The 23,663-nt window shown below is 61.6% G+C and carries 20 protein-coding genes; 6 read left to right on the top strand and 14 right to left on the bottom strand.

The window, feature by feature from the left end; genetic code table 11:
- Nucleotides 1-504: 504 nt before the first annotated feature.
- Both ACL2XM_RS08455 and ACL2XM_RS08450 read right to left on the bottom strand, forming a co-directional pair.
- Nucleotides 505-753 carry a GlsB/YeaQ/YmgE family stress response membrane protein gene (locus ACL2XM_RS08455; RefSeq protein ID WP_410014934.1) on the bottom strand — a complete coding sequence of 83 codons (249 nt, stop codon included), beginning with the start codon at nt 751-753 and terminating at the stop codon, nt 505-507.
- A gap of 173 nt (nt 754-926) precedes the next feature.
- Nucleotides 927-1,607 (bottom strand): metallophosphoesterase, encoded by a 681-nt coding sequence (locus ACL2XM_RS08450; RefSeq protein ID WP_410016818.1) that lies wholly within the window; start codon nt 1,605-1,607, stop codon nt 927-929.
- 169 nt (nt 1,608-1,776) lie between these two features.
- Between ACL2XM_RS08450 and ACL2XM_RS08445 the strand changes: the two genes are divergently transcribed.
- Nucleotides 1,777-2,652, top strand: coding sequence for a DMT family transporter (locus ACL2XM_RS08445; RefSeq protein ID WP_413732731.1), 876 nt, complete (start codon nt 1,777-1,779; stop codon nt 2,650-2,652).
- A gap of 79 nt (nt 2,653-2,731) precedes the next feature.
- On the opposite strand, the gene hutU is transcribed toward ACL2XM_RS08445, so the two are convergent.
- From hutU to ACL2XM_RS08410, 7 genes are all read right to left on the bottom strand, one after another.
- On the bottom strand, nt 2,732-4,417 hold the full coding sequence (gene hutU / locus ACL2XM_RS08440; RefSeq protein ID WP_410014932.1) for a urocanate hydratase: 1,686 nt from the start codon (nt 4,415-4,417) through the stop codon (nt 2,732-2,734).
- 17 nt (nt 4,418-4,434) lie between these two features.
- The gene (hutH, locus tag ACL2XM_RS08435; RefSeq protein ID WP_413732730.1) at nt 4,435-5,994 is read right to left on the bottom strand and encodes a histidine ammonia-lyase; all 1,560 of its coding nucleotides are present in this window, start codon (nt 5,992-5,994) and stop codon (nt 4,435-4,437) included.
- 135 nt (nt 5,995-6,129) lie between these two features.
- On the bottom strand, nt 6,130-6,915 hold the full coding sequence (locus ACL2XM_RS08430; RefSeq protein ID WP_410014930.1) for an ABC transporter ATP-binding protein: 786 nt from the start codon (nt 6,913-6,915) through the stop codon (nt 6,130-6,132).
- Nucleotides 6,912-7,688 (bottom strand): ABC transporter permease, encoded by a 777-nt coding sequence (locus ACL2XM_RS08425; RefSeq protein WP_413723443.1) that lies wholly within the window; start codon nt 7,686-7,688, stop codon nt 6,912-6,914. Before ACL2XM_RS08425 ends, ACL2XM_RS08430 begins: the two co-directional genes overlap by 4 nt.
- A gap of 91 nt (nt 7,689-7,779) precedes the next feature.
- A complete protein-coding gene (locus ACL2XM_RS08420; RefSeq protein WP_410016816.1) occupies nt 7,780-8,670 on the bottom strand; it encodes an ABC transporter substrate-binding protein in 891 nt (296 codons plus the stop codon).
- 428 nt (nt 8,671-9,098) lie between these two features.
- Nucleotides 9,099-9,695, bottom strand: coding sequence for a HutD family protein (locus tag ACL2XM_RS08415; protein ID WP_413732728.1), 597 nt, complete (start codon nt 9,693-9,695; stop codon nt 9,099-9,101).
- On the bottom strand, nt 9,692-11,065 hold the full coding sequence (locus ACL2XM_RS08410; protein ID WP_410014928.1) for a formimidoylglutamate deiminase: 1,374 nt from the start codon (nt 11,063-11,065) through the stop codon (nt 9,692-9,694). The genes ACL2XM_RS08415 and ACL2XM_RS08410 overlap by 4 nt, the downstream gene beginning before the upstream one ends.
- A gap of 176 nt (nt 11,066-11,241) precedes the next feature.
- Between ACL2XM_RS08410 and hutC the strand changes: the two genes are divergently transcribed.
- The 3 genes from hutC (at nt 11,242) to hutG (ending at nt 14,105) form a co-directional block, all read left to right on the top strand.
- Nucleotides 11,242-11,952 carry a histidine utilization repressor gene (gene hutC / locus ACL2XM_RS08405; RefSeq protein ID WP_413723444.1) on the top strand — a complete coding sequence of 237 codons (711 nt, stop codon included), beginning with the start codon at nt 11,242-11,244 and terminating at the stop codon, nt 11,950-11,952.
- 92 nt (nt 11,953-12,044) lie between these two features.
- Entirely contained in the window at nt 12,045-13,265 is a 1,221-nt protein-coding gene (gene hutI, locus ACL2XM_RS08400) for an imidazolonepropionase (RefSeq protein WP_413732727.1), read from the top strand.
- 39 nt (nt 13,266-13,304) lie between these two features.
- Nucleotides 13,305-14,105, top strand: coding sequence for an N-formylglutamate deformylase (gene hutG / locus ACL2XM_RS08395; protein ID WP_410014926.1), 801 nt, complete (start codon nt 13,305-13,307; stop codon nt 14,103-14,105).
- A 97-nt stretch (nt 14,106-14,202) separates the two neighbouring features.
- On the opposite strand, the gene ACL2XM_RS08390 is transcribed toward hutG, so the two are convergent.
- The 3 genes from ACL2XM_RS08390 to ACL2XM_RS08380 form a co-directional block, all read right to left on the bottom strand.
- Nucleotides 14,203-14,745 (bottom strand): nitrogen fixation protein NifQ, encoded by a 543-nt coding sequence (locus tag ACL2XM_RS08390; protein ID WP_413732726.1) that lies wholly within the window; start codon nt 14,743-14,745, stop codon nt 14,203-14,205.
- On the bottom strand, nt 14,745-16,148 hold the full coding sequence (gene nifB, locus ACL2XM_RS08385; RefSeq protein ID WP_413732725.1) for a nitrogenase cofactor biosynthesis protein NifB: 1,404 nt from the start codon (nt 16,146-16,148) through the stop codon (nt 14,745-14,747). Before nifB ends, ACL2XM_RS08390 begins: the two co-directional genes overlap by 1 nt.
- Before the next feature lie 182 nt (nt 16,149-16,330).
- Nucleotides 16,331-18,301 (bottom strand): ArnT family glycosyltransferase, encoded by a 1,971-nt coding sequence (locus tag ACL2XM_RS08380; protein WP_413732723.1) that lies wholly within the window; start codon nt 18,299-18,301, stop codon nt 16,331-16,333.
- Between the two features lie 289 nt (nt 18,302-18,590).
- On the opposite strand from ACL2XM_RS08380, the gene rlmF reads away from it, so the two are divergent.
- The gene (rlmF, locus tag ACL2XM_RS08375) at nt 18,591-19,556 is read left to right on the top strand and encodes a 23S rRNA (adenine(1618)-N(6))-methyltransferase RlmF (RefSeq protein WP_410016814.1); all 966 of its coding nucleotides are present in this window, start codon (nt 18,591-18,593) and stop codon (nt 19,554-19,556) included.
- A gap of 87 nt (nt 19,557-19,643) precedes the next feature.
- Here rlmF and nifA read toward each other — a convergent pair whose 3' ends face one another.
- The gene (gene nifA, locus ACL2XM_RS08370) at nt 19,644-21,227 is read right to left on the bottom strand and encodes a nif-specific transcriptional activator NifA (RefSeq protein ID WP_410014922.1); all 1,584 of its coding nucleotides are present in this window, start codon (nt 21,225-21,227) and stop codon (nt 19,644-19,646) included.
- Nucleotides 21,224-22,735: a PAS domain S-box protein gene (locus ACL2XM_RS08365; RefSeq protein ID WP_410014921.1), complete on the bottom strand. Its 1,512-nt coding sequence runs from the start codon at nt 22,733-22,735 to the stop codon at nt 21,224-21,226. Before ACL2XM_RS08365 ends, nifA begins: the two co-directional genes overlap by 4 nt.
- 339 nt (nt 22,736-23,074) lie before the next feature.
- Between ACL2XM_RS08365 and rsxA the strand changes: the two genes are divergently transcribed.
- Nucleotides 23,075-23,653, top strand: a complete 579-nt coding sequence (rsxA, locus tag ACL2XM_RS08360) for an electron transport complex subunit RsxA (protein ID WP_162365699.1) — start codon at nt 23,075-23,077, stop codon at nt 23,651-23,653.
- Nucleotides 23,654-23,663 lie beyond the last annotated feature (10 nt).

The following is a 23,663-nucleotide window of genomic DNA, read 5'->3' as shown; positions in this document are numbered from 1 at the left end:
ATAGCTTTAGTCGATAATATTGCAGACCATACCAGAAATGAAATTAAAAATATTCACTTGAACCATTAAATAGATAAAAAATTACAAATCCTTTAAATTCATTGAATTGCATTAACTTGGTCACTATTTAATTTTTTTAATTAATCTTTAATTTCCTATAAACTCAATAAACATAACTCATAATATTTTATGGCCGATATACCTGAATATGGCCTGTATTAATGCTACTACGTGCATTAATTGGCAATCTGCATTCATCGTGGGATAACGGCGCTTAAAGGGATAATATTCATGAAGAAGATGACGTATCCTTGCTGGGACCTCTGGTTTATCCGGGTTAACAGGGGCCATTAAGGCAGCTTCATTTATTTAATAAATAATATGAATGAATCAGGAAAGCAGCAGGCGTGAAGGGGGAGAGAAGCGGGTATTCCCTGCCGACTGAGGCAGGCAAAGGGAATACCCTGATTATTGATTACGGCGTATGAGCGGTCATAACGCCGGTTATCTGCGTACCAACCGGTAAATCCACAGCACCACGATAGCGCCGATCACCGCCACGACAAAACTGCCGAAGTTAAAGCCGTCGACGCGTCCATAACCAAAGAACGTGCTGATATAACCGCCGACCACGGCGCCGATGATACCTAGAATGATGGTAATGATAAATCCGCCGCCGTCCCTGCCCGGCATGATGAATTTAGCGATAATGCCGGCGATAAGTCCAAAAATAATCCAAGATAAAATTCCCATAACAACACTCCTTTATAGCGATTGCCTGTACTTAAAAATCCGTGATGGATACCTAGCCTGAAAGAGCAGTACCAGAAACCTGTTTTATTATAGTCAATGCTCATGATTATGCTGGAAATAATACAGAGAACATTGAGTACCGGAATAGCAAACACCGGGCGCGATGTCCAGGCCTAAAACGGCAGGCTGGTGATGTCAACCAAGGTTAACGTCCCGCCGAAGACCGCGCCGGTATCAATATAGAACTGATTATAAAAATGCCTGACGCGTTCGAGCGGCGTATGGCCGAAAAAGAAGTGCGTCGCGCCGCTGATGGGCGCCCCGCGCCCGCGCTGGTTGCGGTTGATGCGCTGCCGGCTCCACACCACCAGCTCGGGGTCGACGGTCTGCTGGTAGCGATAATTGTCCAGGGGATAATCCGCGTGCGCGATCACAATATGACGCTGCGCCATTTCAAGGTCGATAATCAGCGGCAGATAAGCGCAGCGCTCAATCAATGCCGCCGCCCGCCGCCGCTGTTCCTCATCCAGGCGCCAAAACCATTGGCCGCCGTTGGCCAGCCATAGGTTCTCTTCGCCGCGGGAAAGGGCGTCGATGGCCATTTGCTCATGGTTGCCGCGAACCGCGCAGAACCAGGGTTGTTCAAGCAGTTCCAGGCATTGCAGGTTTTGCGCGCCGCGATCGATCAGATCACCGACCGAGATCAGCAAATCGCGCGCGCGATCAAACCGCTGGCGCGCCAGTTTCGCCAGCAGCAAATCGTAACAGCCATGCACATCCCCGACCACGAAGATACGCCGCCAGTCGTCTGGGTTGATTTTGCGGTATATCTGTTCCGGCATCATCTGATTCATCATCCCCCCCGATAAGCTCAAGGCCATCATTATCAGCATAGCAGGCTGGGACACGCGGACATGAATAATCTCGCCATAGGGGAAATCGATGATAAAACGTCATTAAAAGCTGTTAAAACAGCCTGATAACGGGCAGCATGAAGGTCCGCACCTTTGTCCGGTATGCTGTATGAATAAACGCCACGCCCTGGTTTCGCTGAATATCGCGGCCTTCTTTTTTGGCCTTTCAGGCATTTTAGGTAAAGTCATTACCACCTCGCCCGCCGCCATAGTATTTGGCCGCGCGCTGTTCGCGGTGCTGGCGTTATCGCTGCTGATGCTCGGCGTACGCGGCTTTCGCTGGCAACGCATCAGCGGCGGCAGCGCTCTGGTGGTCATTGGCGCCAGCGCTATCCTGGCCGGGCACTGGCTCACCTTCTTCATTTCGGTCAAAGCCTCGGGCGTGGCGATTGCCACGCTTGGATTCGCCAGTTTCCCGGCCTTTACCACCCTGTTTGAAAGCATCGGTTTCCGGGAGCGCATTTCGCTTAACGAGATCCTGCTGATCGTCCTGATTTGCCTTGGCCTGATGATGGTCTGCCCGTCGTTTGATATCAGCAGCGGCAGTACGCGCGGGTTTTTATGGGGAATTTTATCCGGCGCGCTGCTGGCGTTGCTTATTATCTGCAACCGCATTACCGCCATCAGTATCCGGCCGGTACAGGCGGCGTTATGTCAAAACGCCGTTATCTGCCTGCTGATGCTGCCCTTCGCTTTCCACGCGTTGCCGCAAGCCTCCGCCGGCGACTGGTTTTACCTGCTGCTGCTGGGGGTATTCTGTACCGGCGTGGCGCACAGCCTGATGGTCACCAGTTTACGTTTCGTCAAGGCGCGCGCCGCGGCGGTGTTTTTCGCCCTGGAGCCGGTCTACGCCATTCTTTTTGCCTGGGCATTGTTCGGCGAACGGCCGACCCCCGGCATGTTTGCCGGCGCCGCGGTGATTATTCTTTCAGTAACGGCGTTTTCACGTCACGATAAAAAAGCGCCGTCTGAGCGGCAAGCCTGACGGGCGAAGGCGCGGGGGAAAGCGCGGGGATTGCCGGCGAGGGACGGGGTTCCCCGCCGGTGGTTGCCGTGCCAGGCGGTTAGCGGATCATCGGCAGCTTAAGGCCGTATTTTTCCGCGCAGGCGATGGCCTCGGGGTAACCGGCATCGGCATGGCGCATCACGCCGGTGGCCGGGTCGTTCCATAATACCCGCGCCAGGCGCTCATCGGCCTTTTCGCTGCCGTCGCAGACGATAACCATGCCCGCGTGCTGGGAGAACCCCATACCCACGCCGCCGCCGTGATGCAGACTGACCCAGGTGGCGCCCCCGGCGGTGCTGAGCAGGGCGTTCAGCAACGGCCAGTCGGAGACGGCGTCCGAGCCGTCTTTCATCGCTTCGGTTTCACGGTTGGGCGAGGCGACCGACCCGCAGTCGAGATGATCACGGCCGATAACAATCGGCGCTTTCAGCTCGCCGGTGCGCACCATCTCGTTAAACGCCAGCCCGGCGAGGTGACGTTCGCCCAGCCCCAGCCAGCAGATGCGCGCCGGCAGGCCCTGGAAGGCGATGCGCTCCTGCGCCATATCCAGCCAGTTATGCAGCAGCCGGTTGTCCGGAAACAGCTCCTTGAGCTTGGCATCGGTCTTATAGATATCTTCCGCATCCCCCGACAACGCCACCCAGCGGAACGGCCCCTTACCTTCGCAAAACAGCGGACGGATATAGGCGGGTACAAAACCGGGGAAATCGAAGGCGTTCGCCACCCCCTCCTCCAGCGCCACCTGGCGGATATTGTTGCCGTAATCCACCGTCGGCACGCCCATTTCATGGAACGCCAGCATCGCCTTGACGTGTTCGGCCATCGACGCCCTGGCCGCGCTGATAACGCTTTGCGGATCGTCTTTTTTGGCCTGGTTCCATTGTTCCAGGCTCCAGCCGGCCGGCAGGTAACCGTTGAGCGGGTCATGGGCGGAAGTCTGGTCGGTGACGATATGCGGACGGGCGCCGCCGCCGGCGGCGCGTTTGGCCAGCTCAGGCATGATCTGCGCCGCATTGCCCAGTAGCCCGACGGAAATTGCCTCGCCTTTGGCGCAGGCGTCTTCAATTAGCGCCAGCGCTTCGTCGATGGTAAACGCCTTGCGGTCGAGGTAGCGGGTGCGCAGGCGAAAATCTATGCGCGACTCCTGGCATTCAATGGCCAGCACGCAGGCGCCGGCCAGCACGCCGGCCAGCGGCTGGGCGCCGCCCATGCCGCCCAGGCCGGCGGTAAGGATCCATTTCCCCTTGAGATCGTTGTCGTAATGCTGGCGGCCCGCTTCGGCAAAGGTTTCGAAGGTGCCCTGCACGATGCCTTGGGCGCCGATATAAATCCAGGAGCCGGCGGTCATTTGCCCGTACATCATCAGCCCGGCCCGGTCCAGTTCATGGAAATGTTCCCAGGTGGCCCAATGCGGCACCAGGTTGGAATTGGCAATCATCACGCGCGGCGCGTCCACATGGGTGCGGAACACGCCGACCGGTTTACCGGATTGCACCAGCAGGGTCTCGTCTTCCTCCAGGTCGCGCAGGCTTTGCAATATGGTTTCGAAACAGGGCCAGTTACGCGCCGCCTTGCCGATGCCGCCGTAGACCACCAAATCGTCGGGACGCTCGGCGACATCCGGATCGAGGTTGTTCTGGATCATGCGGTACGGCGCTTCAATCAGCCAGTTTTTGCAGGTCAGCGTGGTGCCGCGCGGCGCGCTGACGGGACGTGAAACGGCATTGCTAAAATCGTATTTCATCAGGGGTTCCTTTATCTTTAGCGCGTTGACGCATAGCTGGGTAACAAGGATTGTACTTCCGCGGGCAGGGTGAATTCAGCGACCCAAAGACGCATCGCTTCGATATCCGGCGCCAGGAGCCGATCGCTTGCCAGGAAGGCGACACGGTTACGGATAGCCACAAGCTGTTGTTCGAGCGCCGCCGAGCTGTTCAGCGGCCGGTTAAAATCAATGCCCTGGGCGGCGGCCATGGCTTCGATGCCCACCACCACCGAGGTGTTGAAACACATATCCCCCAGCCGGCGGGCGGCAAAGGTGGCCATCGACACATGGTCCTCCTGGTTGGCGGAGGTCGGCAGGCTGTCGACGCTGGCCGGGTGCGCCAGGGACTTGTTTTCCGAGGCCAGCGCCGCGGCGGTGACCTGGGCTATCATAAAGCCCGAGTTCACGCCGCCTTCATTGATCAGGAACGGCGGCAGGCCCGACAGGCCGGTATCGAGCAGCAGCGCCAGGCGGCGTTCTGAAATAGCGCCGATTTCGGCTATCGCCAGCGCGAGGATATCGGCGGCGAACGCCACCGGCTCGGCGTGGAAATTGCCGCCGGAAATCACTTCGCCGCTATCGGTAAACACCAGCGGGTTATCGGACGCGGCGTTGGCCTCGATTTGCAGGATGCGCGCCGCATAGGTCAGGTTATCCAGGCAGGCGCCCATCACCTGCGGCACGCAGCGGATGGAATAGGGATCTTGTACCCGGCCGCAGTCGGCATGGGATACCACGATTTCGCTGCCGTCAAGCAGCGTAGATACCGCCCGCGCCACCGCTATCTGGCCGGCCTGGCCGCGCGCCTGGTGGATACGCGCGTCGAAAGGCTTGACCGAGCCTTTGATGGCCTCAAGCGTCAGGGCGCCCGCCACCAGCCCGGCGGCAAAGGATCGTTCCGCTTCAAACAGGCCGACCAGCGCCAGCGAGGTGGAAACCTGGGTGCCGTTCAGCAATGCCAGCCCTTCTTTCGGCTCCAGCACGATGGGACGCAAGCCGGCCAGCGCCAGCCCTTCCACCGCGCTTATCAGCGCTCCCTTGACCCGCACCTGCCCCTCGCCGATAAGCATCAGGGACAAATGCGCCAGCGGGGCCAGGTCGCCCGAGGCGCCCACCGAGCCTTTGGCCGGGATACAGGGCATGACGCCGGCGTTATACAAGGACAGCAGGGCCTCCACCACCGATAACCGGATGCCGGAATGGCCGCGCGCCAGGCTTATCACTTTGCAGGCCATGATAAGCCGCGTCACATTGTCTTCGAGCAACGCGCCGGTGCCGACGCTGTGCGACAGCACCAGGTTACGCTGCAGTTCCGCCAGCCGTTCGGCGGGAATGCGGGTTTGCGCCAGTTTGCCGAAACCGGTGTTGATGCCGTAGACCACGTCGCCGGTGGCCAGGATCTCCTCCACCGTTTGCTGCGCGGCGTTGATGGCGGTGAAGGCGGCGGGATCAAGCGACAGTTCCAGCTCGCCATGATAGATGGCACGCAGCGTCGCCAGGTCTACCTCGCCCGGCACCAGACGGCATGGGCGTAAAGATGTTACAGAAGATGACATAATCTATTCCTGTCTATACAAGTAAAACCGGCACTTGGGCGCATTACTGGGTTGCGCCCGGGTGCCGCAGTTGCGGCCCGTTGTTGTGCCCTGCTCCGCGAAACCTGGAGAACCATTGCGGTCCGGATTGCAAAGTCAAAGCGCCATGCTTTGCAGCGTTTCGCTGCGTATTTCCTCGGTAACGCGCGCCTTGAGCGCCATAAATTCCGCCGTGGTCTTTAAGGTGTAGTCACGGGGATGGGGGAAGTTTATCGCCACCTCGGTTTTAATCCGTCCCGGCCTGGCGCTGAAGATGGCGACTTTATTGGCCATAAAAATGGCCTCGTCGATATCATGCGTGACAAACAGCACCGTCTTGCGTGACGACTCCCATATTTTCAACAATAATTCCTGCATCAGCACCCGCGTTTGATTGTCCAGCGCGCCGAAGGGTTCATCCATCAGCAGGACTTTCGGATCGTTGGCCAGCGCGCGGGCGATGGCGGTGCGCTGCTGCATGCCGCCGGACAGCTGGCGCGGGAAATGCTGCTCAAACCCGCGCAGGCCGACCTGATCGACAAAATAATCGCAGCGCTCGCGCTGCACGCCCGGGCTCAGGCCCCGTTCCCGCAGCCCAAAACAGATGTTCTGCGCCACCGTCAGCCACGGAAACAACGTATAGCTCTGGAAGACCATGCCCCGATCGGCGCCCGGGCCGTCAATCAGTCCCCCGTCCAGCCACACTTCCCCGGTGGTGGGCCGATCGAGACCGGCGACAATCCGCAGCAGGGTGGATTTACCGCAGCCCGACGGGCCGAGGATGGTAATAAAATCGTTTTCCTCCACCCGGTAGTCGATGGGCAGCAACGCCTGGGTCTGCTGGCCCTTGGGGCCGTTAAAGACGCGCGACACCTGGCGGATGGCGAGTTTTCCGGGGGTCATGAGGAAATGCTCCAGGCAAACAGGCGGCGGTTCACCGCCTTGAACAGGAAATCGGAAATCAGGCCGATACAGCCGATAACGATAATGCCGAAAATAATCTGCCCGGTATTGAGCAGCGCCTGGCTGTCGACAATCATATGGCCGATACCGCTGGACGAGCCGATTAGCTCAGCCACGATCACATAGGTCCAGGCCCAGCCCAGCACCAGGCGCAGCAATTCGGCAATCTCGGGCGCGGCGCCTGGGATCAGCACCCGGCGCACGATACTGCGGTTCGAGGCGCCCAGGGTATAGGCGGCTTCCACCAGATCGCGCCGCGCCGCGCCCACGGTGACCGCGATCATCAGCACAATCTGAAAAAACGAGCCGATAAAAATCACCAGAATTTTTTGCATTTCGCCAATGCCGGCCCACAGGATCAGCAGGGGAATAAACGCCGACGCGGGCAGGTAGCGGCAAAACGAGACAAAAGGTTCAAGAAACGCCTCCACCAGTTTATACGACCCCATCATGATGCCGAGCGGCACCGCCAGTACCGCCGCCAGGATAAATCCGCCCAGCACGCGCATCACCGTCATGCCGATATCCAGCGAAAAATTGTACTCGGTAAACAGCAGGTAGCCTTCGTGCACCATGGTCAGCGGGTCGGCCAAAAAGGTCGGCGACACCCAGCCGGCGAACGTGGCCCAGGCCCAAAAGCCGAAAAACAGGATAAAAAAACCCAGCCCGAGAAACCAGCGCTGCCCGGTTGAAACCGCGCGCAGCGGCACCATCAGCGGGTTGTGCCGTACTTTCTTCGCCGCCGGCAACGGCGCCGGTTGCCCGGCGGCCGGCGAGGCCTTGTCAACGGACATTGCGCGCCCCTTATTGATTAACGTAGCTGGCGTCATACAGTGTCTTGATATCGGGGATTTTGCGGATCACCTTCATTTGCAGCAGCAGTTGCGCCGCCTCCCGGCTGAAGCTGTCGATTTCGCCGTTAAAGAACTGGCGGTTCTGCGCCCGGTCCTGCCAGCGCAGGTAGCTGGCCGACTCGGCAAATTCCTTGCCCGATTCCTTAACCGCCGCGCCCATGATTTCATTGGCTTTATCCGGCTGAGCCTTGATCATATCCAGCGCGTCGAAATAGCTGGCGACCAGCGCCTTGGCGGCCTGGGGATTTTGCTTGAGGAAGGCGGGCGTACAGCCCAGCGTATCCATAACCATCGGATAATCGAGGGTAGTGGCCAGGATCTTGCCTTTATCCGGGCTTTGCCGCACCGAGGAAAGATAAGGCTCGTAGGTCATGGCGGCATCGTTGCTGCCGGCGATAAACGAATGGGCGGCGGCTTCGGGCGAGAGCGTGGTGGTCTTGACGTCTTTAAGGCTCATGCCGTTTTTATCCAACATCCAGGCCAAGGCGAAATACGGCGAGGTGCCCGGTGCGTCGACGCTGATGGTTTTGCCCTTCAGCGCCTTGATGCTGTCGATGCCGTTGCGCACCACCAGGCCGTCGGCGCCGTAGGATTTATCCAGCTGGACAATCTGGGTGATGGGCACGCCGTTGGCGTTCCAGGAAATATAGGTTTCCACCGTGGTGGCGGCGCACTGCACGTCGCCGGAGGCAATAGCCAGGTGGCGGTCTTTTTGCGGGATCATTTTGACGGTGACATCCAGGCCGTGGCGTTTAAATATCCCCGCCTTGTCCGCCAGGGTCAGCGGCGCAAACCCGGTCCAGCCGGAAATACCGATGGCCAGCGGCGTGTCGGCCGCCATCGCCGGCAGGGCGCCGGCCAGGCCGAGCGCCAGAATAAGGGCGGTCTTCAGCGGTTGAACGCGGCGTTGCAATGACGTTTTGGCACAGGCGATGCTCATATCCCACTCCTGAAATAACGCCGGCTAAAGTAACCGGCAAAAATGTGTTCGCGGCCGGCTAAGGCGCCTGCCGCCCTGGCTAACAACTGTATAAGCTTGTCTATACAAGACTCTTTACCTAGGCAGGAACTAAGCAAAGCTTGTGCCATCTTGCCCGTGGCCGGTTATTTGACGATAAGCGTCGCCCTGAACGGGCGAGTCCCGCAATCACGGACGCGCCGCGTTGGCAGCGCGCACCCCGTGGCGCGGCCGATGAATCATTATGGCGCGCCATGCACCAAAATCATGCAGGCGATGCTTCTATCGGCCATAAGAGCCGCCTGGCGCGGCTAGCGACGGGAGATATCCGCCCATAACGCCACGCCATCGCCGTCGGCGGGCCACAGGCGCAGCGGCGCGCCGAGTTGTCGCCACCAGATGCCCTCGCGTTGCGTCAGCGGCGTCTCGCCTTCAAGGTGCCAGCGGCCCGCCAGCACATAGATTACGCCGTCGCCGCCCGCGGGCAGGCGCTGCTCGCCGGTCAGGCGCTCTACCCGCGCCCGCCGGTCCTGGCGGCGGGTCATGATATTGAAATCCCGGCTCGGGCCGCCCGCCAGCCGCGCGCTGATGGCGTCCTCGCCGGCAAAGGCATGCGGCACGCCGGGCCGGGTCAGGGCATGGTATCCGCCGGCGGCGTTATGCAGCGTCACGCCGTCGCCCTCCAGCAGGGCGATAATCCGATCCACGCCGGGGAAGGAGGAAAAGGCCCCGTCGCGGTCGATGGTGGCGATGCTGGCGCGCCAGGCAAACGCCGCCGGGTCGCCGCCCGCCGGCAACGCAGCGGGCGCATCAGGCGGGCAACTGATAATTTCGCGCGTTTCGCCGCCGCCGTTGCGCCAGGGGGACACCGGCAGGCCGGTGAACGAAAACCTGACCGGCCGGCTCACAGCGCCTCCCGGCGCAGGTCGCGCAGCACGCGGGCGAAAGACTGGGCGCTTTCCCGTTCCAGGGCATGGTGCCCGTCGCTGATTACCCGGCGGCCGGCGACGAACACATCGCGGATTTGGCCGGGGCCGCCGGCAAACAGCCAGCGATTGAGCAGGTCGCCGTCGTCGGCCGAGGCGATATAGGGATCTTCGCCGTCCAGCACCAGCCAGTCGGCGCGCATACCGACCGCCAGCGCGCCCAGCGGTACGCCGCAGGCCTGCGCCCCGCCCCGCAGCGCCGCGCCGTAAAGATTATCGCCGAGCGTGGGGTGCAGCGCGTCGGCCAGACGGTTGCGGCGCCGGTCGCGCAGGCGTTGTCCGTATTCCAGCCAGCGCAGCTCTTCCACCACGTTGAGCGAAACATGGCTGTCGGAGCCGATGCCCCAGCGCCCGCCCTGCCGAACATAGCCGTCGGCCGGGAAGATACCGTCGCCCAGGTTGGCCTCGGTGGTGGGACACAGCCCCGCTACCGCGCCGCTGCGCGCCAGGCGGGCCAGTTCTTCCTCATCGAGATGGGTGGCATGGATCAGGCACCAGCGTTCATCCACCTTAACCTGATCCATCAGCCAGCGAACCGGACGGGTTCCCGACCAGGCCAGGCAATCCTCCACCTCTTTTGTCTGCTCGGCCACGTGGATATGTACCGGCAATTCCGCCGCCGAGGCCTGCAGGACCTCGTGGATTTGCCGCGCGCTGACGGCGCGCAGGGAATGGAAACACAGGCCCAGGCGCTGGTGCGGCTGCGTGGCCAGATGGGCTTGCAGCGCCTGCTGCTGGCGCAGGTAGCTGCCGGTATCCTGGATAAAACGCCGCTGCCCGGGGGCCGCCGCCTGTTCGCCGAAACCGCCGTAGGAGTACAGCACCGGCAGCAGCGTCAGGCCGATACCGCTCTCGGCCGCCGCCTGGCTGACGCGTAGCGCCATTTCCGCCGGATCGGCGTACGCATGGCCCTGGGGATCGTGATGCAGGTAATGGAATTCCGCCACCTGGCTGTAGCCGCCCTTTAGCATCTCGATATACAGCTGGCGGGCGATAATGCCCACCTGCTCCGGCGACAGCCGTTGCACCATGCGGTACATCACATCGCGCCAGGTCCAGAAGCTGTCCTTCGGATCGCCGAAGACTTCAGTCAGTCCGGCCATGGCGCGCTGAAAGGCGTGGGAATGCAAATTGGCCATGGCGGGCAATACCGGCCCGGCGAGAGACTCGGCGTCCTGTGCGCCGGCATCTGATTCAATAGCGACGATCGTTCCCTGGGCGTCGATCTGCAGTCGGACATTGTGGGTCCATCCCTGCGCCAGCAGCGCACGGGGGGCAAAATAAACGGGCATGGCGGTTTCCGGTTAAAGTGAGAGTGATAGGAGTGTCTATCCAGACGAAATGCTTATCCACTTGTCTATACATATACATACGCTGAATTGAACAGTAAACTGTTTTGTTATTATCCCTGTCATCAGAGGTCGGAAACGTGTCTGAACTACTGTCAGCGGCGCAACTGTCCGCCATCATGAGCGATACGCCGGCGCCCATCTATCAACGGGTTAAACAGGCGATCGTGCAGCAGATACGTTCCGGGGCCTGGGAGCCTCATCGGCGCATCCCGTCGGAAAGCGAACTGGTGGCGGAGCTGGGGGTCAGCAGGATGACCATTAACCGGGCGCTGCGCGAGCTGACCGGCGAAGGTTATCTGCTGCGGATGCAGGGCGTCGGTACCTTTGTCGCCGAGCTCAAGCCCCAGACCGCCATGCTGGAAGTGCGCAATATCGCCGATGAAATCGCCGCGCGCGGCCATCGCCACAGCAGCACCCTGCTGACCCTGGAAGCGCGCCAGGCGACCGGCGAGGAAGCGTTATCGCTGGGCATCCAGCCGGGTGAGCAGTTGTTCCATTCGCTGATCGTGCATTACGAAAACGATATTGCCGTACAGCTGGAAGACCGCTGCGTCAATCCCTTGACCGCGCCCGATTATCTGCGGCAGGATTTCAACCTGATTACGCCTTATTTCTACCTGACGCAGGCCGCGCCGCTTACCGCCGGCGAGCATCGGGTCGAGGCGGTAAACGCCAGCAGCCGCGAACGCGAGCTGCTCCAGCTGGCGGATAACGAACCCTGTTTGCTGATTCACCGGCGCACCTGGTTCGGCAAACTGGTGGTGACCTCCGCGCGCCTGCTGTATCCCGGCACGCGTTATCAGCTGTTTGGCAGCTTTATCGCCTAGCGCGGGGTGCGCCGCGGTCCAGGGCGGCGCGTTGCCTGAACGGCTGTGGGGTTTCAATAGACTTTTTTATCAACCTAGCGGGAGATCAATCCATGCCGGTAACGGAACATTTTGACGCCGTATGGTCGGGGGCCGACGTGGCGACCCTGCGCAACGGCCGCTATGACATCATCAGGGACGGCGCGATTGCCGTCAGGGGCGAACGCATCGCCTGGGTCGGACCCAGGGACGAGCTGCCGGCGGCGGACGTGGCGGCCCGGCATGATTTCGGCGGCGGCATCGTCACCCCCGGCTTTATCGACTGTCATACCCACCTGGTATTCGGCGGCAATCGCAGCCATGAATTCGAACAGCGGCTTAACGGCGTCAGCTATGCGGACATAGCGGCCGCCGGCGGCGGCATTCTGTCCACGGTCAACGCCACCCGCGGCGCGTCCGAGGATGAACTGATGGCCGCGGCCGTTCCCCGGCTGGCGATGCTGATGGCCGACGGCGTCACCTGTATCGAGATAAAATCCGGCTACGGACTGACGCTTGAGAGCGAAATAAAAATGCTGCGCGTCGCCCGGCGCATCGCGCAGGCCTATCCGGTCCAGGTCAGGACCACGCTGCTGGCGGCCCACGCGCTGCCGCCGGAATACCGGGGGCGCGCCGACGAGTATATTACGCTTATCTGTGAACACTGGATTCCCGAGGTGGCGGCGCTGGGACTGGCCGACGCGGTAGACGGTTTTTGTGAACACCTGGCCTTCTCGCCCGCGCAGATAGCCCGGGTATTTACTGCCGCCCGGCAGGCGGGCCTGCCGGTCAAACTCCATGCCGAACAGCTCTCATCCCTGGGCGGCAGCAGCCTGGCCGCGCGTTACGGCGCGCTGTCGGCGGATCATCTGGAATATGCCACCGACGACGACGCCCGCGCCATGGCGCAGTCCGGCACCGTGGCGGTCCTGCTGCCGGGCGCCTGTTATATGCTGCGGGAAACCCAGCTGCCGCCGGTGGCGCTGTTTCGCCGGCATGGCACGCCGATGGCGCTGGCCAGCGATATCAATCCGGGCACCTCGCCCGCCTGCTCCCTGCGTCTGATGCTGAACATGGGCTGCACCCTGTTTCGCATGACGCCGGAGGAGGCGTTGGCCGGCGTGACGATTAACGCGGCGCGGGCGCTGGGACTGGCGGAATCGCAGGGCACCCTTGAAGCCGGCAAGCTGGCCGATTTTGTTCACTGGCCGGTGGCGCATCCGGCGGAATTAGCTTACTGGCTGGGCGGGCAACTGGCCGGCAGCGTTATTTACCGCGGCGTACGCCGCGCGTAATCCTTCTTTTCAACAGGGTTTTCCAGGAGGGCATCCGCGATGAGCATTACCGAACCCTATACTTTTGAAGCTGGCACCATTCCGTTGTTATTGAGCATCCCCCATGCCGGCACGCGGCTGACGCCCGCGGTGGCGGACGGACTGAGCGACGCCGCCCGGCCGCTGCCGGATACCGATTGGCATATCCCCAGGCTGTACGATTTCGCCCGCGCCCTCGGCGCGCATATCCTCATCGGCACCTACTCGCGGATGGTTATCGATCTTAACCGGCCCGCCGACGATAAGCCCCTGTACACCACCGCCACCACCGGCCTGTATCCCGAAACGCTGTTTGACGGCACGCCGGTGTTTAAACCGGGCGCCACGCCCGATAAGGCGGAACGCCGGCGTTACCTTGATGAAATCTGGCATCCGTACCATCGCAAACTGCAGGATTGCCTGAGCGACATCAAGGCGCAGCATGAATATGCGCTGTTGCTGGACGCCCATTCCATCGCCTCGGTTATCCCGCGGCTGTTCGACGGCACCCTGCCCGATTTGAATTTCGGCACCAACGACGGCATGAGCTGCGCGCCGTCGCTGGGCGAGGCGCTGGCCGCGTTTTGCCGGCAACAGCCGTTTACCCATGTGATTAACGGCCGTTTCAAGGGGGGATATATTACCCGCGCCTACGGTCAGCCCCACGCCCGCCAGCATGCGGTGCAACTGGAACTGGCGCAGTGCAATTATATGCGCGAGGAACAGCCGTTCGACTACCTGCCGGAGCGCGCCGGCCAGCTGCAGCAGGCGCTGCGCTCGCTGGTTGCCACGCTGCTGAGCTGGGGCCAGCAACCGCGCTAGCGTTGTGTCGCGCCGGTTACCCAGGCGCGCGCACGGCGTGGTACGGCGCGGCCCTTTGCTGAGCGGACGGCTGAGCGGACGGCGGGCCGTCGCCCGCTCAGTCTTCGGGGGCGAAACAGAGGGTATATTCGCAGCAACCGTCGCAGCTTGGCGATCGGCAGGTCAACTCGCCGGTCTGCGCCAGGCAAACCTGGCGATAAAAAAACTTCTTCCAGCGCATATTGCGATCGTTCATCGCCACCAGCGCCGGAAAGCAGGCCTGCATCAGTTCCCGCAGTTCGTCGCGCGAGGCCAGGCCCAAATCCTGCCACAAATGGTTAAATCCCAGCGCGGCGACGGCAAGCAGCCGGTTCAGCGGTTCGGCGCCGGCGCACATATATTGCGCCAGCCAGTCGCCGAGCGCCTGGCATTCCTGCTGGCGGGTGCGCGCGAGCAGGGCGAGCAGCGCATCCTGTTGCTGCAATACCGCGCCGCGGGAACCGGGATCCAGCCCTACGCGCCGCGCCAGTGCCTGGTATTGATCGGGGGACAGTCCCATGGCGGCGGGAAAACGCGCGCTTCCCGCCAGATGGTTGGCCAGCAGCCGGCGCAGCCAAATGTCCGGCGGCGCGCTACGCGGTTGCGCGGGACAGGCGACCATCAGGCGACCCCCTTGACGGCGGCGGCAGTCTTTTGGCCGCGCTGTCGCCACCATTGGCCGAGCGTGGCGGCGACAGGCTGCCAGGCGCCGCCGACACAAGGCTCGATGCCGGCCTGTTCCAGGCGCTCCCAGGGTCCCATGCCGATACGGGCGCAGAACACCGCCGCCATGTCCGCCAGCAAATCCACCACGGCGTCCAGGCGCAGCTCCGGCTGGAGCGCCTCGTCGTCGCAGTCGGTTTTACCGCTGCAAAACGGCGGGGTAAAACGTTCGCCGATGGGGATCACGCCGGCGGCGGATACGCTGTAAATCTGGAAGCGCCGCGCATGGCCGAAATGCTCGTCGATGGCGGTTCCATGGGCGGTCGCCACCGCCACCAGGCAGGCGCCGGCGGACTCAGACTCGCCCTGCGAGGCGATGCCGGCCTGGATTTGCGCGCGCTGGCGCATCACCGGCAGGTAGGATCCGGCGTTCTGTGGTATCGCCGACAGCGGGAAGCTCTGGCTGCGATCCTCCCCGAGCATGCCGATGGCATCGGCGCGGCACTGCTGGCAATGCGCCATTTGCGGCATGGATCCGCCGCATAAACCGCGCACCGCCTCGACTTCCCCGGCGGTAGGTTCCGGCTGGCCGCGCAGGCCGTATACCGTGCCATGCTCCGGACGGGAAATCAGCGGCATGACATTATGCAAAAACGCGCCCCACTCCCGCGCTTTTTCGCTGACCGCCGGCAAATGCCGGTCGTTAATGCCGGGGATAAGCACCGAATTGATTTTCACCAGCACGCCGCGCGCGGTGAGACGGCGGATGCCTTCCTGCTGGCGGTCCAGCAGCAGGGCCGCCGCCTCCCGGCCCTCCAGGCGCTCGCCGTCAAACCAGAGCCAGGGATAGATCCGCGCCGCGATATCCGCATCCAGCGCATTCACCGTCACGGTAACGTGATCGACGCCGATATCCACCAGCCGGTCGACCACGTCCGGCAGCCCCAGTCCATTGGTGGACAGGCACAGTTTCATGTCCGGCAGCGCCAGCCGCAGTCCTTCCAGGGTTTTAAAGGTACGGGCAATATTCGCCAGCGGATCGCCGGGACCGGCGATGCCAATCACCGACAGCTGCGGCAACGCCGCCGCCACATGGCGCGCCTTGGCGATGGCCTCGGCGGGAGTCAGGACCTCCGATACCACGCCGGGGCGGGATTCGTTGCTGCAGTCGTATTTGCGATTGCAGTAATGGCATTGCAGATTGCAAGCCGGCGCCACCGCCAGGTGCATGCGGGCGTAGCGGTGATGGGCAAAGCGCGAATAGCACGGATGCTGCGCCGCCTTGTCCGCCTGAAGCGGAGTCAGGGAAGCGCCGGGGCCGGAAGAGCCGCAGCCGCTGGATGAGGACTGACAAGATGCCATGTGAACCGCCTTATGCAAAACGACATGACAGGAGTGCTGCAATCGCCATGCCCAGACAAAAGCAGAATAAAATTCTTTTTTTACAAGCCATTACGCCTCTGCAGCATTTACCGTCCCCGGCGTATGACAACATGGCGTGCCGACATTGTCTTAAACCCGACAACACGCCAAAGACGCCGGGCTTAGCGTTGGTCCGTCGTCCGTTCGTCCTGGCTGGCCAGGCGGTAAAGGGTAAAGCCATTGTCGTCGGCCGGCCGGCCGCCGCGCCATAACGGTAACCACCGGGGTCCTGGTTTTTTCTCCGGGCGGGTCAGGCTGTCCTGCACCAGCAGGAGCGTGCAGAGCCGGACGGCCGGATTTTTTGTGACACCGTCACCCTGACCGGAATGACCCGCATAAAGGCGCCGGCCCGCCATACCGGTGACATAATGCAGCATACCCAGTTCCGACTCGCCCATGCCATCGGTGGCCAGGCAACCGGCATCACCCACCCAATTGGCCAGGGGCGAGAAGACTTCTTTATAACTGCGCGCCGCGTCAAACCAGGGCATCAGCAGAACAAAGGCCACCCCCCACAGGGTCGACAGACCGGAAGTCCACGCCAGGAGCAAGCCGACACCGCGGCGCGCGCGCAATATCAGCCACCATAGCGACACCAGCCCACAGGCGGCCATCGCCGCCAGCGGATCGGGGCGCAGCGTAAAAGGCAACGGGAAAACGTGATCCACCCCGGGCCATATGACGCGCAGCAACGCCGGTTCGATGCCGTTGGCCAGCGCAGACCAGGTGGCGACGACCACCATCAGCGCCATGCCGAACAGAGCGTCCAATGCCCGCCGCGCGACGGCCCATCCCTTGCCGTCCCGGCACGCCAGCCCGGCTGCCGCCGGCAGGGCCAGCAACGCCAGGGCGGGATAAACCGGCAACAAATAGATATCGCGCGCCGATCCCGAGGCGCACAGCACCGCCACGCCTACGGCGGAAAAGAGCGCCGTCACGCCATAAGCCGGCCGGTGCGCCAGCCAGGCCGATAGTCCAATCCGCCCCGCCGGCGGCACGGCGTTCACGGCGCGGGCCGGGCGCATCTCCGGCCCGGCCGCCTTGTGCCATAAGCGTCCCGTCGCCAGCCGGCCTAGCCCTGCGCGTGCGGCCCGCATCAAGCCGGCAAACACGCCCGCCAGTACGATGACGGAGGCGGGGGCGCCGCCGATCAGCACCGCCCTGATCCTGTCCTGGAATGGATTATCATGCCCGCCAAGCAGGGTGTTCCCGGTGAAACGGCCGATATTATTAACCCAGAACCACTCGGCGAATAAATCCGGGTCCGCGCGATACAATGCCCATGGCCATGGCAGCGCGAAAGGCAGCGCTGCCGTCGCCGCGCCAAGCCAAAACCGCCGCCCCGCGCGCTGATGGAAGCCGGGTATCAGCGCCAGGCACAGCATCAGCGTCACGCCGGCAATACCCGGCACCAGCAGCCCTTTGCTCAAAAAGGCCACGCCGGCGCCCAGCCCGAACAGCAGGCCATAACGACCGCCCTTTCCCGGCGATGCGGCATACCCCGCCGGGCCGGAGATACCTGGCCGCGCACCCGCCAACGCCAAGCCGGCCAGCGCCAGCGCCGCGCCCGCCATCTGTCCCAGGTCGGCAGTAAATTTATGCCCGTGTTCGGTAAGCCCGGCGGTGCCCGCCAGCAGACAAACCGCCGTCAGACGCCAGTCTTGCCGTGTGATAATGCCCTCTTCCCGCCGCGTATCATGCCTCTCGTCATATAAACGCCGCGCCACCCGGCAGCAGGCCCAGAACGTCGCGACAAGGCATACCGGCACCGCCAGCCGGGAGGACTCATGGGGCGGCAGCCAGGGAATCAGCCTGGCGCACAGCGCCCCAAGCCAGAACATCAGCGGCGGTTTTTCCAGGAAGGGATCCCCGCCCACATGCGGCACCAGCCAATGCCCGTAGGTCAGCATATTCCAGACAATGCTGAACGAATACGGCTCATCCGCCTTCCAGGGGAAACGGCCGAAGGTACCCAGCAAAAAATAGGCGGCAAACAGCAGGTAGGCCCCCCGGCGCAGCAGGATCCGGCCGTGCGCGCCGTCGCCGGTGGCGTCAGCCCGGGAAAAACGGCATTTTATAGTCTTTAACAACATTTAATCTTCTATCCCTAACAATTACGGTGTGCATTCGTTTACATATAAATATATGAATACACACACTTTTATTCGCCTGAGGCCGCCCATCATCCCTTTTTCCGGCCGCGATGCCAAGCCTGTGCCACCACAATTTTCCCGCGGGGCGCCGCCGGCTGGGGCAACGCTGGCCCCGGGCCGGCGAAGGCGCCTGGCGGCCTTTTAGCCCGCTATGTGTTATCTTAAGCGCCGGAAAAGCCCGTCAGAACATGACGGCTTATGGATGGATCACTACGTGGTGGAATTTATGATGGAAAAAAAGAAGACCTTCCCGCAGCAGAAAAATCACCTGCATCCGCGCAACCGTCATCGTTCACGCTATGATTTCACCGCGTTGATAGCCAGCCTTCCGGCGCTGGAACCCTTTGTCAAACCCAACGCCTGGGACGATATTTCAGTGGATTTCGCCGATCCCAATGCGGTAAAAATGCTTAATCGCGCGCTGCTTAAGCATTATTACGGCATCGAGCATTGGGATATTCCCGCCAATTATCTCTGTCCGCCGATCCCGGGGCGCGCCGACTATCTGCATTATCTCGCGGATCTGCTGGCGGAAAGCAACGGCGGGGAGATTCCCACCGGCAAAGGTGTGGCCGTGCTGGATATCGGCATCGGCGCCAACTGCATTTATCCCATTATCGGCCAGCGCGAATACGGCTGGCGCTTTACCGGTACGGAAAACGATCCCCTGTCGCTGAACGCGGCGAAAATGATCGTCAGCATGAACCCGACGCTTAAAAACAGCGTGCGGTTGCGCCAGCAAAAAGACAGTAACGCCATCCTTGACGGCATGATCGGTATTGCCGAGCGTTTTGACGTCACCCTGTGCAACCCGCCGTTTCATGCCTCGGAGGAAGAAGCGATCGCCAGCACGCGGCGTAAATTGCATAAGCTGGGCAAAGGCGAGGTGGCCGCCAAGCCGGTGCAGAACTTTGGCGGCAAAAGCAGCGAACTCTGGTGCGAAGGCGGTGAACTGGCGTTTGTCGGCAAAATGGTGGCGGAGAGCGTGGGCAAAAGCAAAAATTGCCTGTGGTTTACCTCGCTGATTTCCAAGCACACGACGCTGCCGCCGCTCTATGAGGCCCTAAAGCAGGCCGGGGCCGCCGACGTGCGCACCGTGGAAATGGCCCAGGGCCAGAAAATCAGCCGCTTTATCGCCTGGACCTTCCATGACGCGCAACAGCGCGCGCAATGGGCCGCCGAACGCTGGCACTGATGCCGTCGTCGTACCGGCCTGCGGGCAAACGGCCCGCCCTGGCCCGTGAGCATCCCCTTTGTGCCCGCCGACACGTCGCCGTACCGCTTACAAACGGTGCATATTGATATTGAGGATCTGGATGCGATAGGCGACCTGGCGCGGAGTCATGCCCAGCAACCGCGCCGCCTTGGCCTGCACCCAGCCTGATTTTTCCAGCGCCGCGATAAGCTTTTGCCGATCGTCCATATCGCTATCCCCCGGCGCCTCCGCATGCGGCGCGGGCGCCATGCCGCGTGGTATCGCCGCCGGCGCCATGGCGGACGCCTCGCTGTGGTTGAACAGGATCACGTCGCGATCGATAAGCCCTTCTTCCGACATTACCGACGCCCGCTCCAGGCAGTTTTCCAGTTCACGCACATTGCCCGGCCAGCCATACCCCATCAGCAGGCGCAGCGCGCCGTCGCTGATGCGCAGGTCCCGTCCCTGCTTTGCCGCCAGCTTGGCGATCAGGAACTGGGCCAGACCGACGATATCGTCCTGGCGCTCGCGCAGGGGCGGCAGGTTGATCGGCATTACGTTAAGCCGATAGTACAGATCCTCGCGAAAACGCCCCGCGCGCACCTCTTCCTCCAGGTTGCGGTTGGTGGCGGCGATGATACGCACGTTGACCTTAATGGTGGTATCGCCGCCCACGCGCTCCATTTCGCCTTCCTGCAAAATGCGCAGCAGCTTGGCCTGGAACGACGCGCTGCTCTCGCCGATTTCATCCAGGAACAGCGTGCCGCCGTCGGCCAGCTCGAACCGACCTTTGCGCTGGCGCACCGCGCCGGTAAAGGCGCCCTTTTCATGGCCGAACAGTTCGCTTTCCAGCAGGTTGTCCGGCAGCGCCGCGCAGTTGAACTTCACGAACGGCTCAAGGGTGCGCGGCGAGTTGTAATGAATGGCGTTGGCAATCAGCTCCTTGCCGGTGCCGCTTTCGCCGCGCACCAGCACGGTGGTATCCCATTTCGCCACCTGGCGGATCACGTCGAAAATCTGGCGCATCGGCTGGCTGTTGCCTACCATGTTGTCAAAGCCGTACTGATGCTTGACCTTGCGGCGCAGGGTGTCGCGTTCCTGGCGCAAGGCCTCGGTCTCGACGCTCATATGGCCGACCAGGCGCACGGTCTGGCAAATCAGATTGGCCACCATTTCCAGAAAGCGGGTGCTGGCCGGCAGCCGATCCTCGTGCAGTTCCATCGGCTGCGCCGCCAGCACGCCCAGCGGCACCCCGTCCGGTCCCGGTATCGGCACGCAGATAAACGGCAGGCCGTAATCATACAGGTTCAGCCGGTCGAGAAAGCGCGGGTCGTCGGACACGCGCGGCAGCACCAGCGAACGCTGCTGGCTCATCACCGTGCCCAGAATGCCTTCGCCGATGCGATAACGGACATTCTTGCATCCTTTCACCACCTCGGTATCGGCGCCATACAGCGCTTCGATAAACAGGGCGCTGCGGGATTTGTCAAACAGGCACACCATGCCGTACTGCATATAGGCGTGTTCATACAAGGCCTGGATCATGGCCTCCAGGGTCTGTCCCAGGTCAAGTGAACGGCTGAGCGCCACGCTTATTTTATGCAGCGCGGTAAACTGCTGGGAAAGATCAAAACGCCGTGAAGCCTGCGTGGGAGTGGGGAATTGGCTCATTTTGATTCTCCTGTCATCACCGGACGCCGGAATGGCATAGCGGGCAGCGGCAGGCGCAGGGTCAATAAGGTCCCGCCCTCCGCGTGGATATGAAGATCGATCATGCCCTGATGGTTGCCGATCAGGGTTTGTATCAGCCGCAGCTCCATACCGTGCCCCGGCAGGGTAAAGGTTTGCGCCGGCACGGCGTTTTGCACCGGATGCAGGGACAGATTGTCCTGAAGCGCAAAAAAGAACGCATTATCCTGCGTGTAGGCATGCAGGGTCAGGAGCAGCGGCGAGGCCGGACGTTCACCGGCGAGGATCAGGCAGCGGTCTAGCCACAGGCTTAACGACGCCAGAATCTGGTGGCGCTGTCCGTAGCCCAGCAGCACTTCCGGTTCGCACCGCCATTGCAGTTCGCCCAGTGAGCGGATGCGCGGCAGGTACAGATCGGTCAAATCCTGCAGCAGATCGCCTATCGACCAGAAATCGCTTTCTTCTTGTTCCAGGGACGGCCGGCAAGCCTGCAGCCGCGCCAGCGCCTGCTGCCCTTCCTGCCAGGCGGCGTCCAGCCCGGGATGCACCAGGCCGGCGGGGCTCAGGCGGCGCGCGGCGGCCAGCATATTCAGCGGACCGCTTAACTGTACCATCGCCGCGTCCAGTGATTCGCGGATTGCCGCCAGCAGTTTGCCGGAGACCAATTTCTGCTTAAGCTGGTCCAGCCGTTGCTGCGCGCGCTGTCGCTGCCGTTCGCTGTCATCAATCAGGGTCACCAGGGTACGCGGCGGCGCGATATCGGAAAAATAACGGCTGACCTCTTCATTAACTTCCGACAGCGGCCAGATACTCAGCCCGAATACCCGCGGCACGCCGCCGATATGCACGGTAACGCGCTCGCCGGACGCCAGCCGCGCTTTATTTTCCGGATACCCCATTTCCGCCAGCAGTTCCCGGCCGCCGTAGTCGGCGCACAGTGTTTTATAGGCCAGGTTGTCCATCACGATGGCGTCATGTTCGTCCAGCACCACCACCGGCGCCGGCACGTTGTTCAATACCGCGGCGATCAGGGACATCTGGTTGCGCAGGCGCTGCATCAGGGCGTAGCTGTCGGAGATGTCCTTATGCATGCCGAGGAAATGCTCGATCTGGCCGTCGGGGCTGAAAATGGGCGATATGCTGACCTCGGCCAGGTACAGGCTGCCGTTCTTGCGCTGGTTAATCAACTGCCCGACCCAGGGCAAACCCTGGATGAGGGTGCTCCACATTTCCTGGTAATGTTTTTTCGGCGTCTGGCGGCTGGCCAATATATTGTGGTTCACCCCGGTCAGCTCAGGTTCGTCATAACCGGTCAATTGCCGGAACGCCAGATTGGTATAAACGATGCGCGCGTTGGGATCGGTTATCGAAATCGCCACCGACGACTGTTCCACCGCCGTATAAAACAGCCCGGGACGCAATGTTGACAACGCCGGGGCACAAACGGGGGTAGCTATCAACGATGCATCATCAAATAAAGGAATACGCATAACCTCTCCTGCGGGTCGGGATAAAAACAGGCTGTGCGATTCACGACAATTTGTCTGATCTTCCGACAGGATGATGTGAACCGCAGTAACCCGATAAATTGTGCAAGATTAATACCGCATGTTGAAAAACCGGCGAAAACCTTGATCTAAACAGGGGTTTTGCGGCCAAAAAGGGCCGCCGGCGCCCATCATCATCCCCATGCCGCGCCCCGGCCGGCGGCGGCGCGCGCCGTTATGATCCCTTTTCTGCACCGTATTTGCCCATTTTTTGCCCAGCCCACATTGGCACAGCTTTCGCAATACCCCCTATGAACAGGTATCGCGTCGTCGGGGATCCGAATGAAAGAAATATTGCTGATAGTGCTGGCCAACGGCCTGGTGAACAACATCGTGCTCGCGCGCTTTCTCGGCCTGTGCTCCTTTATGGGCGTCACCAATAAAGTGGATTCGGCGTTGGGCATGTCGATGGCCACCACCTTTGTCATCACCCTGTCCGCCGGCCTGGGGTGGGTTATCTATCACTGGATCCTGGTGCCGCTGGGCATGGAATATTTGCGCCTGCTGTCGCTGATTATGGTGATTGCCTCGCTGGTACAGCTGCTGGAGCTGTTTATCGCCAAACAAAGCCCGGCGCTGTACCGCACGCTGGGCATCTTCCTGCCGCTTATCACCACCAACTGCGCGGTGCTGGGCGTGGCGCTGCTGGTGCTGGACGACAATCTGAGCTTCCTGCACAGCGTGGTCTTCGGCTTCAGTTCGTCGCTGGGGTATTCGCTGGTGATGGTGATTTTCTCCGGCCTGCGCGAGCGCCAGGGTAACGCGTCGCCGCCGCTGGTGTTTCGCGGCGCGCCGATTAACTTTATTACCGCCGGCATACTGGCGCTGGCGTTTACCGGCTTCGCCGGGCTGGCCGGATAAGGAGAACAGC

It is taken from the genome of Sodalis sp. RH20 (genome assembly GCF_047324205.1).
Lineage (GTDB): Bacteria > Pseudomonadota > Gammaproteobacteria > Enterobacterales > Enterobacteriaceae > Acerihabitans.
Note: the sequence above shows the minus strand (reverse complement) of the source record. Positions and strands in the feature narration are given on the sequence as shown.